The organism is Pseudomonas sp. PS02303 (assembly GCF_029959925.1).
In the GTDB taxonomy this organism is placed as follows: Bacteria; Pseudomonadota; Gammaproteobacteria; order Pseudomonadales; family Pseudomonadaceae; genus Aquipseudomonas; species Aquipseudomonas mandelii.
Genome location: NZ_JASCOM010000271.1, coordinates 1 through 7,574 on the forward strand (window position 1 = coordinate 1; position 7,574 = coordinate 7,574).

At 61.2% G+C, this 7,574-nt stretch carries 6 protein-coding genes; 4 read left to right on the plus strand and 2 right to left on the minus strand.

The window, feature by feature from the left end:
• The first annotated feature begins 136 nt into the window (after nt 1–136).
• From QMX98_RS29920 to QMX98_RS29935, 4 genes are read left to right on the plus strand one after another with little or no spacing between them, the layout of a single operon-like run.
• The gene (locus tag QMX98_RS29920) at nt 137–919 is read left to right on the plus strand and encodes an AP endonuclease (protein WP_282411829.1); all 783 of its coding nucleotides are present in this window, start codon (nt 137–139) and stop codon (nt 917–919) included.
• A complete protein-coding gene (locus QMX98_RS29925) occupies nt 912–1,949 on the plus strand; it encodes a sugar kinase (protein ID WP_282411830.1) in 1,038 nt (345 codons plus the stop codon). The genes QMX98_RS29920 and QMX98_RS29925 overlap by 8 nt, the downstream gene beginning before the upstream one ends.
• A 45-nt stretch (nt 1,950–1,994) precedes the next feature.
• Nucleotides 1,995–3,293: an MFS transporter gene (locus tag QMX98_RS29930; RefSeq protein WP_282411831.1), complete on the plus strand. Its 1,299-nt coding sequence runs from the start codon at nt 1,995–1,997 to the stop codon at nt 3,291–3,293.
• 21 nt (nt 3,294–3,314) lie between these two features.
• Nucleotides 3,315–4,313: a bifunctional glyoxylate/hydroxypyruvate reductase B gene (locus tag QMX98_RS29935; protein ID WP_010459971.1), complete on the plus strand. Its 999-nt coding sequence runs from the start codon at nt 3,315–3,317 to the stop codon at nt 4,311–4,313.
• Between the two features lie 94 nt (nt 4,314–4,407).
• On the opposite strand, the gene QMX98_RS29940 is transcribed toward QMX98_RS29935, so the two are convergent.
• On the minus strand, nt 4,408–5,595 hold the full coding sequence (locus QMX98_RS29940; protein ID WP_083376835.1) for an aminotransferase class I/II-fold pyridoxal phosphate-dependent enzyme: 1,188 nt from the start codon (nt 5,593–5,595) through the stop codon (nt 4,408–4,410).
• Nucleotides 5,596–5,638: 43 nt separating this feature from the next.
• Nucleotides 5,639–7,264, minus strand: a complete 1,626-nt coding sequence (locus QMX98_RS29945; protein WP_169858300.1) for a methyl-accepting chemotaxis protein — start codon at nt 7,262–7,264, stop codon at nt 5,639–5,641.
• Nucleotides 7,265–7,574 lie beyond the last annotated feature (310 nt).

Below are 7,574 nucleotides of genomic sequence, written 5' to 3' on the forward strand. Positions count from 1 at the left end.
GAGCAGGCTCGCTCCCACATTGGAATGCGTACACCTGTGGGAGTGAGCCTGCTCGCGATGAGGCCCGAAAGAACCCCACATTACTTAAGCCATTTTTTTTGAACAAAAATGAAACCGGTTTCAGAGGTGCAAAACAATGAATAAACCACCCGTTTCCATCAGCCTGTCGAGCTACGGCGCCGATCTGGTCCGCCAACGTGGCCAAGGCAGTTTTATCGAGGTATTGGCGGCCGCCGGTGCCACGCGCATTGAATGGCGCGAAGAATTGCTGACCCATGAAAACCCGGTGCAACTGGCCGACGCCACTCGCTCACATGGCCTGGAAAGCATCTATTCCTCACCGATGGAACTGTGGCTGGCCGGCCAGTCGAAACCCAACCCTGAACTGCTTTGCACCCTCCAGCGCGCTGAAACGTTCGGCGCCAAATGGCTGAAAGTTTCCTTGGGCTACTTCACTGACAACAACGATCTGCACACCTTGAGCCGGATCCTCGCGCGAAGCCCGGTGCAGCTGCTGGTGGAAAACGACCAGACCTTGCACGGCGGGCGTATCGAGCCGTTCCAACGCTTCTTCGGCGAAGTCGAGCGACACCGACTGCCGATCAAAATGACCTTCGACATCGGCAACTGGCAATGGCAGGACCAGTCCGCCGTCAATGCCGCTCGGCTGCTCTGTCGGCATGTCGGCTACGTGCATTGCAAAGCCGTTGCGCGCCGGGCTGACGGCAAACTGGTCGCCACCCCGCCAGCTGCCAGCGATGTGCACCTGTGGGAACAACTGCTGCGGCACATGGCCCAAGGCGTGATGCGCGCGGCGGAATATCCGCTGCAAGGCGATGACCTGGTGCAGTTGACCACCGACCACGTCGCCACCCTCGCCCGCCTCGGCCAATCCCGTCTGGAGAGTGCCCATGTCTGAGTTCGATATTCTCTCGTTCGGCGAAACCATGGCCATGTTCGTCGCCGATCAGAACGGTGATCTGGCGGCCGTCAGCCAATTCCACAAGCGCATTGCCGGGGCGGACAACAACGTCGCGATCGGCCTGTCGCGGCTGGGGTTCAACGTGGCGTGGCTGAGCCGGGTCGGTGCCGATTCGTTGGGACGGTTTGTCGTCGATACGTTGGAAAAGGAAGGCCTGGATTGCAGCCATGTCGCCATCGACCCGGCACACCCGACCGGGTTTCAGCTCAAGTCTCGTACCGACGATGGCAGTGATCCGGCGGTCGAGTATTTCCGTCGCGGCTCGGCGGCGAGTCATTTGTCGGTGCAATCGATCTCCCCGCCGTTGCTCAACGCGCGACATCTGCACGCTACCGGCATTCCTCCGGCGCTGTCTGCGTCGGCCCGGGAAATGTCTTTTGAACTGATGACCCGCATGCGCACTGCCGGGCGCAGCGTGTCCTTCGACCCGAACCTGCGCCCAAGTCTGTGGGCCAGCGAGCAACTGATGATCAGCGAGATCAACCGTCTCGCCGCCCTCGCCCACTGGGTGCTGCCGGGGTTGAGTGAAGGACGTTTACTGACCGGGTATGAAGACCCGGAGGACATTGCGGCGTTTTATCTCGATCAGGGTGCAGAAGCGGTGGCAATCAAGCTCGGGTCCCATGGCGCGTATTACCGCACGCAGCAAGATCAGGGGTTTGTCGCGGGTGTGCCGGTGGCAACGGTGGTCGATACCGTCGGCGCCGGTGATGGCTTTGCCGTCGGCATGATCAGCGCCTTGCTCGAAAACCACAGCTTCGCCGATGCCGTGCAGCGGGCCAACTGGATTGGCAGCCGTGCGGTGCAGAGTCGCGGGGATATGGAGGGGTTGCCGACCCGCCTGGAAATGTCCGTCGAATTGGAGACCGCTGTTCGCGGGCAAGCTTCGCGCCTACAGGACAGCGGCGCTCTTGTAGGAGCGAGGCTTGCCCGCGAAGAGCCCCGCACAGCCACTGAAGATTTCTGACCCGTTACCTGCTGCGACAAAAACAACAAGCTCAGGAGCACCACCATGAAAACCGCCTCACTCGCCACCCGCCGTTGGTGGTACATCATGCCAATCGTCTTCATCACCTACAGCCTGGCGTATCTGGACCGCGCCAATTACGGCTTCGCTGCCGCCTCCGGGATGGCCGCCGACCTGATGATCACGCCCGGCCTGTCTTCAATGCTCGGCGCGCTGTTTTTCCTCGGTTACTTTTTCTTCCAGATACCGGGCGCGATCTATGCGCAGAAGCACAGCGTGAAGAAGCTGATTTTCGTCAGCCTGATCCTCTGGGGCGGGCTCGCGACGTTGACCGGGGTCGTCTCCAACGCCTATTGGCTGATCGTGATCCGTTTCATGCTCGGTGTGGTCGAAGCCGCGGTGATGCCAGCGATGCTGGTGTACCTGTGCCACTGGTTCACCCGCGCCGAACGCTCCCGGGCCAATACTTTCCTGATCCTCGGCAACCCGGTGACCATGCTGTGGATGTCAGTGGTGTCAGGTTATCTGGTGCAGCATTACAGCTGGCGCTGGATGTTCATCATTGAAGGTTTGCCGGCGGTATTCTGGGCGTTTATCTGGTGGCGTCTGGCCGATGACCGTCCGGCCCAGGCCAAATGGCTGACCGACCAGGAGAAGCACGACCTGGAAAGCGCCCTCGCCGCCGAACAGGTCGGCATCAAAGCAGTGAAGAACTACGCCGAAGCCTTCCGTTCGCCGAAAGTGATCATCCTTGCGCTGCAGTTTTTCTGCTGGAGCATTGGTGTCTACGGTTTCGTGTTGTGGCTGCCGTCGATCCTCAAGGCCGGCGCGCAGATGGACATGATCGAAGCCGGCTGGCTCTCGGCGCTGCCGTACCTGGCCGCGGTGATCGCCATGCTGCTGGTGTCCTGGGGCTCGGACAAATTGCAGAAGCGCAAACGCTTCGTCTGGCCGCCGCTGCTGATCGCCTCGATTGCGTTCTACGGTTCCTATGCCTTGGGCGCCGAACATTTCTGGTGGTCCTACACCCTGCTGGTGATCGCCGGCGCCTGCATGTATGCGCCGTATGGGCCGTTTTTCGCCATCGTTCCGGAAATCCTCCCGGCCAACGTTGCCGGCGGGGCCATGGCGCTGATCAACAGCATGGGCGCGCTGGGTTCATTCGGCGGTTCGTATCTGGTCGGCTACCTGAACAGCTCCACCGGCTCGCCCGGCGCTTCTTACTTGCTGATGAGCGGCGCGTTGATGCTCTCCGTGATTTTGACGATTTTCCTCAAGCCCGGCGCCAGTGACCGGGTCGTGGCCAAGGCCGATACGCAAAGGCCAGTGCCGGCTCACCCTTGATTTGAAGTTGAGATGATGACGATGAAAAAGCAGGTCGTGCTGTACAAGAAACTCTCGCCGCTGTTGATGGCTCGCCTGCATGAGCACACCGACGTGACACTGATCGACAACCTCAACCCGGAGGGCATCGAACAACTGCGCGCCGCCCTGCCCCGCGCCCATGGCTTGCTTGGCGCAAGTCTGAAGCTGGACGGCGAATTGCTTGATCTGGCGCCCAATCTTGAAGCGATTGCCAGTGTCTCGGTGGGCGTCGACAACTATGACATCGACTACCTGACCGAGCGGCGCATTCTGCTCAGCAACACCCCGGACGTGCTGACGGAAACCACGGCGGATACGGGGTTCGCGCTGATTCTGGCGACGGCCCGGCGGGTGGTGGAACTGGCCAACATGGTCCGCGCCGGTCAGTGGAACCGCAACATCGGTCCGGTGCATTTCGGCACCGACGTGCACGGCAAGACCCTGGGCATCATCGGCATGGGGCGTATTGGTGAGGCGTTGGCCCAGCGCGGGCATTTTGGTTTTGGCATGCCGGTTATCTATCACAGCCATTCGCCAAAACCGGCGGTTGAGCAACGCTTTGATGCTCAGTACCGCAGCCTGACGGCGCTGTTGCAACAGGCCGATTTCATTTGCCTGACCTTGCCGTTGACGGCTGAAACCGAAGGGTTGATTGGCGCTGAAGAGTTCGCCTTGATGCGCCCGGAGAGTATTTTCATCAACATTTCCCGAGGAAAAGTCGTCGATGAGGCCGCGCTGATTGAGGCATTGCGCACCGGACAGATTCGCGCGGCGGGACTGGATGTGTTTGAGCGTGAGCCGCTGAATGTTGATTCGCCGTTGTTGACGTTGAACAACGTGGTGGCGACGCCGCATATGGGGTCGGCGACGCATGAGACGCGGGAAGCGATGGCTGGGTGCGCGGTGGATAATCTGCTGATGGCGTTGGCTGGAGAACGGCCGAAGAACCTGGTGAATGTCGGGGCGTGGTCCGGGCGTAAGGATTTCGGCGTCTGTTAGTCAGCCTTCGCGGGCAAGCCTCGCTCCTACGGGTTTCGCCGATCCTGTAGGAGCAAGGTTTGCCCGCGAAGAGGCCGGCACTCACACAACACTGTCAGGCCCGCCGCGCTTCGAGCAGGTCCGCAGCACACAATGCAATCCGCCGGCACGCATCCGCCAGTTTCACTTGATCCACCACCAACCCGATGCGGATATGCCCCGCCGCACTTGGCCCGAATGCCTCGCCGGCAAGCACCGACACGCCGTAACCCTCCAGCAGACGCTCGGCAAACCCTTGGGCGCACAACCCGGTCGGGCGCACATCGACCATCACGAACATCCCGCCATCCGGCCGGATCGGGCGGATCCCCGGGCAACCACTCAACCTCGCGCACACCAGATCGCGACGCAGGCGATATTCCTCTCGCATCAGCGCCACTTCCGGCAGGTCTTCATCCAGCGCCACTTGCGCGGCTTTCTGCACAAAATCGGGAATGCCGAACAGCATGCACAACGACAAATGCACCAGGTGCTCGGCCAACAGTTTCGGGCCGATTGACCAACCCACGCGCCAGCCGCTCATGGCGTGGGATTTGGACAGGCTGTTGATGGTCGCGGTGCGTTCGGCCATGCCCGGCAGGCTTGCCGGGCTGATGTGTTCGCCCTCGAACAACAGATCGCTGTAGACCTCGTCGCTGATCAGCCACAGATCATGACGCACGCACAACACCGCCAGCGCTTGCCAGGTCTTCAATGACAGGCTTGCGCCGGACGGATTGTTTGGACTGTTGAGTAACAGGACGCGGGTCTTCGGCGTAATCAGCGCCGCGACATCCGCCGGGTCAACGCGAAAGCCGTTCTCCGGCCGCACTGCCACCGGCACCACCTTGGCCGCGCAAGCGCCGAACACCCCTTCATAGGTCACGTACATCGGTTCGGCGACGATCACCTCATCGCCGGGATCGAGCAGGCATTGCGCGACCGAATACACCGCACACTGCGCGCCCGGAAACACGATCACATGATCGGCGTCCACCGCCTGACCACTGCGCTGTCGATGGCGCCGCGCAATGCTGCTGCGCAATCCGCGACTGCCGCGCACCTCCGGGTAATGCGTGTCGCCGGCCCGCAAACTGTCGACGGCCGCCTGCACGATGGGCGCCGGCGTATCGAAATCAGGATCGCCGATCGACAACAGCAGTACATCGACTCCTTGCTCGCGCATTTCCAGCGCTCGGTCATGAATCTGCCAGGCTGCCGCTCCGTCGCCGGCGATTCGTTGGGTCAAGGCTGAATAGCGCATGTGTTTCTCCTGTCGCGCGCGGACTCCCAGTCTCAACCCTATCTCAAATCACGAAACGCGCCACCATCGCATTCAAATCGACCGCCAGGCGCGACAGCTCATGCGTCGCGGCGCTGGTCTGATTGGCACCGGCGGCGGACTGGGTGGCGAGGTCGCGGATGTTCACCAGGTTGCGGTCGACTTCACGGGACACCTGGGCTTGCTCTTCCGACGCGCTGGCGATCACCAGGTTGCGTTCGTTGATCAAGTGGATTGACTGGGTGATCTGCTCCAGCGCCACACCAGCGGCGCGGGCCATCTCCAAGGTGCTCTGGGTGCGCTGATTGCTCTGCTGCATCGACGAGACGGCTTCGCCCGTGCCGTTCTGGATGCCGGCGACCATTTTTTCGATTTCCTGGGTCGATTGTGCCGTGCGATGGGCCAGAGCCCGGACTTCGTCTGCCACCACGGCAAAACCACGTCCGGCTTCACCGGCACGGGCCGCTTCAATGGCCGCGTTGAGCGCCAGCAGGTTGGTCTGTTCGGCGATGGCGCGGATCACGTCCAGCACTTTGCCGATGTCGCGGCCCTGTGCGGCCAGGCCTTCGATCATCAATGAAGTGTTTTGCACGTCGTGGGTCATGGTCTGGATCGCGTCCACGGTTTCCACCACGCGGTCGCGGCCTTCACGGGCGGCCTGGGTCGACTGGCTCGACGCTTCGGAGGTCGACACGGCGTTGCGCGCGACTTCTTCCACGGCAGCGGTCATTTCGTTGACCGCCGTGGCGGCTTGTTCGATTTCGTTGTTCTGTTGTTGCAGGCCGCGGGACGCTTCCTCGGTCACGGTGCTGAGTTCTTCTGCGGCAGCACCCAGTTGCGTCGCGGACCCGGCGATCTGTTCGATGGTTTTGCGCAGGTTGGCCTGCATGACGGACAAGGCTCCGAGCAAGCGTGCCGGTTCGTCCTTGCCGTCGATTTCGATGGCTTTGCTCAGGTTGCCGCCGGCAATGGTTTCTGCGGCCTGCACTGCGCGATTGAGCGGCGTGACGATGCTGCGGGTCAGTAGCCAGGCCAGCAGCACGGTCAGGAGCGACGCGACCACCGATACCACGATGATGCCGTTCACGGCGGTGTTGTAGTTTTCTTGCGCAATCATCCCGGCCGCTTTTGCGCCCTGCTGGTTGTAAGCCACCAGTTTATTGAGCTGCTCGCCCATCAGGTCGGTGCCTTCCTTGATCCGCGTGTTGATCAAGGCGCGCATCTCATCCACCTTGTTCTGGCGCGACAGGTCCAGCATCTCCCGTTGCGCTTGCATGTATTTTTCCAGCGTCGCGCTGAATACCTTGTACAGCGCCTCTTCGTCCGACTCCATCGGCAACTCGGCATAACTGGCCTGGGCCTTGCGCGCCTTGTCGATAAGCACCGCGATCCGCGCTTCAGCTTCCTGCAAACTGGCCGGCTCGCGGTTGACCAGAATCCGGAACGACAAGATGCGCATGCGCAGGATGTTTTCGGTGACATTGCCCAGGAAGCCGATGCTGGGCAGTTGGGTACTGCCCATGTCGATCGAGGCCTGGCGGATGATCGACATGCGATTCACCGCAAACACACCGAGCACGATGACGAGCAAGGCAATGAAAGCAAACCCCAGGAAGGCTCGAGGTGCGATATTCAGATTACGCAGGGACATAGGACGATACTCGGGTGATTGAGGCGGCGAGCGTCCTTGCGGTGATGGCTGAGTGGCGGGCGTGAGGCGCACAGGGTCAGCGGGGCGCCACTGTTGTAATAGGTTTGTGTGCGCTTATTGGCTGTATCGGCTGGGAATGAGGTTTTTTGCGGGGATTTGAGAAAAATATTTTTGCCGGGCGACATCTGTTTCAACGCTGAAACACAGTGGCGGCCCTGATGAACATTTGTGGCGAGGGAGCTTGCTCCCGTCCGGCTGCGTAGCGGCCGTAGATTTTGGGGCCGCTTCGCAGCCCAGCGGGAGCAAGCTC

Excerpts from the sequence above, each read along its gene's own strand:
- QMX98_RS29920 (WP_282411829.1), top strand. The coding sequence starts at position 137 with ATGAATAAACCACCCGTTTCCATCAGCCTGTCGAGCTACGGCGCCGAT.
- QMX98_RS29935 (WP_010459971.1), top strand. The coding sequence starts at position 3,315 with ATGAAAAAGCAGGTCGTGCTGTACAAGAAACTCTCGCCGCTGTTGATG.
- QMX98_RS29925 (WP_282411830.1), top strand. The coding sequence starts at position 912 with ATGTCTGAGTTCGATATTCTCTCGTTCGGCGAAACCATGGCCATGTTC.
- QMX98_RS29930 (WP_282411831.1), top strand. The coding sequence starts at position 1,995 with ATGAAAACCGCCTCACTCGCCACCCGCCGTTGGTGGTACATCATGCCA.
- QMX98_RS29940 (WP_083376835.1), bottom strand. The coding sequence starts at position 5,595 with ATGCGCTATTCAGCCTTGACCCAACGAATCGCCGGCGACGGAGCGGCA.
- QMX98_RS29945 (WP_169858300.1), bottom strand. The coding sequence starts at position 7,264 with ATGTCCCTGCGTAATCTGAATATCGCACCTCGAGCCTTCCTGGGGTTT.